The sequence below is a fragment of the Calditrichota bacterium genome, from assembly GCA_016867835.1.
Classification (GTDB): domain Bacteria; phylum Electryoneota; class AABM5-125-24; order Hatepunaeales; family Hatepunaeaceae; genus VGIQ01.
Window position 1 is genome coordinate 1 of record VGIQ01000199.1, and the last position, 2,392, is coordinate 2,392.

The 2,392-nt window shown below is 56.8% G+C and carries 3 protein-coding genes; all 3 read right to left on the reverse strand.

Translation table 11 applies throughout. The features are described from left to right. A partial coding sequence (locus FJY67_12050; GenBank protein ID MBM3330180.1) for a TRAP transporter large permease subunit occupies positions 1-1,004 on the reverse strand: 1,004 nt, incomplete at its 3' end. After that, complete coding sequence (locus FJY67_12055; protein ID MBM3330181.1) at positions 1,001-1,504, reverse strand: TRAP transporter small permease; 504 nt, start codon at positions 1,502-1,504, stop codon at positions 1,001-1,003. The genes FJY67_12055 and FJY67_12050, both read right to left, overlap by 4 nt. After that, positions 1,501-2,392 (reverse strand): ABC transporter substrate-binding protein (locus FJY67_12060; protein MBM3330182.1); only part of this gene is annotated, 892 nt, incomplete at its 5' end. The genes FJY67_12055 and FJY67_12060, both read right to left, overlap by 4 nt.

Here is a 2,392-nt window from a genome sequence, read left to right on the forward strand (position 1 = left end):
ACCACCACCACCAGCGCTGAGAAAACATCCATCAGGCAGCCGGTGATGAGTAGAAAGAGGTTCAACGCCACCAGAAACATCACCCGGGAATCGACGCGCGAAGATATTGCTTCCAGAAGCGTAGTAGGAATGTCGGCGTAGATCAGGTAGTTGGTCAATGCCAGCGCTGCCCCGAGGATCACCATAATCCCCCCCACCAGAACGGCGCTGTCGCTGACGATTCGGGGAAGGTCAAGCAATCTTATGTCCCGGTAGATCAACACTTCGACTACAATCAGGTATGCCGTCGTCACTACGGCAGCTTCACCGACGGTGAGCAAGCCCCCATAGATGCCGCCCAGGACGATGATAGGCAGTATTGCTTCCCAGATCGCCCCTTTCAGTGCGCTCCAAATACCGACACGCTCTTCTCTCCTCTTTGTCGTTGCATGTGGTGCCTTCAGACCTGAATAGACCGCCGTGCCTGCGACCATCAAGAGACCCGGGACAACCCCGGCGAGGAAGAGGCGGTCAATAGGCACTTCGGCGACGATACCGTAGAGAATAAGCGGCAGGCTCGGCGCAAATAGAAGTCCTATGCTCCCCGACGCGGTTAGCAATCCGAGGCTGAAGCGTTCGCTGAAGTTGCTCTTTAGAAGCGACGGCAGCATCAGTCCGCCCAGCGCGACGATGGTGACCCCTGAAGCCCCGGTGAACGCGGTGAGCAGCGCCATGATTCCGACTGCCACTATAGCCAGACCGCCCGGAAGCCAGCCTAACATCGCTTCGGCAAGTCTGACCAGTCGCCCTGGAGCGCCGCTCGACGCGAGCAGGTAACCGGATAGACAAAAAAGCGGCACCGCAGCAAGTGTCGGATTCCCCGCCAGGCGCATCATTTCACCGAAGTAGAGCGAAGCGCTAAGGCCTTCGCTGCCAAGCCCCGCTAAAGCCAGCCCTGATAGTGTCAGGAAGAGTGGCAAGCCGGCCAGAGCGGCTAAGCCCAGCAGAATCAACAGCAGAATCATTGCCGGGAGGGGGAACTTCCTGGCAAGAGGAAGGCTAATGTGAACAGGGTCGCCATCAGTCCGAAGGCAATCGGGATGATGAGTTCGAGGTAATAAAGGGGAACGCCGGTGCCGAAGAGAAAGTTTGCCGAAATCGAGCCTGCACTCCTTTCTGCGATCAGAAAGTCTCGCGAAAGCAAGGCGATGATCCCCGTCCCGATCGCAGATGTGAGATGCATCACCTGCTTAAGTCTGCGTCTGGTCGTTTGACTGAGGTAATGATCGACGAGGTCGATCCGGATGTGACGGTCGTCGGCAGCCGCCAATATCCCGCCGGTAAGCCCGATCCAAAGAACTGCAAACTTGATTTGTGCCTCGGCCCAAAGCGGCGACTGCCAGCCAAGCCACCGGGCAATCAACAGCAGCAATCCGTTGAACAACAGCCACCCGGTCAAAACCGTTACCGCAAACGCTGCAACTTGACGAATTGCCCGGCGGACGACTTGAAGTATAGCCGTCATTGTGCCTTGGCGCGGTAATCGCGCAATATAGCCCTCGTCCGGTCAAGAAGTCCCTGCGAATAAAGCGACCCGGCAAGTCGGTCGTGGACTCTTAACCCGACAGCACGTAGTTCGTCACGCTCGGCTGGTGTCGAAGGTGCCGGCTTCAAGCCTTCCTTCTGAAGCAGATCGTAGGCTTCCCTATTTTCCTGCCGGGTTGTCCGCACCAGTTCCTCCAAGTGCCGTCGGGCAATAGCCCTTAATGCAACCTGAGTTTCCGTTGCAAGACTCGTAAAGGTCTTCTTATCTACCAGCACCGCGCCCATCGCATTGGTAAACGGCACATCCGACATAAAGGCGAGTTTCTTGAACCACTGCAGCGCCAGACAGCCGAGTGGCGACGCATAGACAGCATCGATCATTCCGGTTTGCAGTGCGAGATGAACATCGGTGATGGCAAGCGACACCGGACTCCGGCCCAATTCGGCAAAAAATCCTTGCGCGAGCGGATCGCCGTCCCAGGCCCAGGGCTTTACCGCCCTTAGGCTTGAGGGTGTTACGACCGGCTTGGCAGCAAAGAAATAGACCCAGCCGACATCGACCCAGCCTAACAGGACAAATCCCTTTTCAGCGAACATCGCTTCAAAGTCTGCAGTCAGCGCTGCCTTTACGCAATCGACTTCGGCATCGGAGTCGAATAGGTAGGGCAATTCGAATAGCCTCACCGCTGGAAGAATTTCTCCCAACCCGAATCCCGTGAATCCCGCTCCCTGCAATTGTCCGAGCCGGATCTTGCGCACCACGTCGCGCTCGTCACCCATCACCATATTAGGATAGAACTTAAATCCGACTTCGTCGTTGCTTGCATCGCGCAGTTCGGTGTCCATAGCGCGCATTGTCTTCATCCAG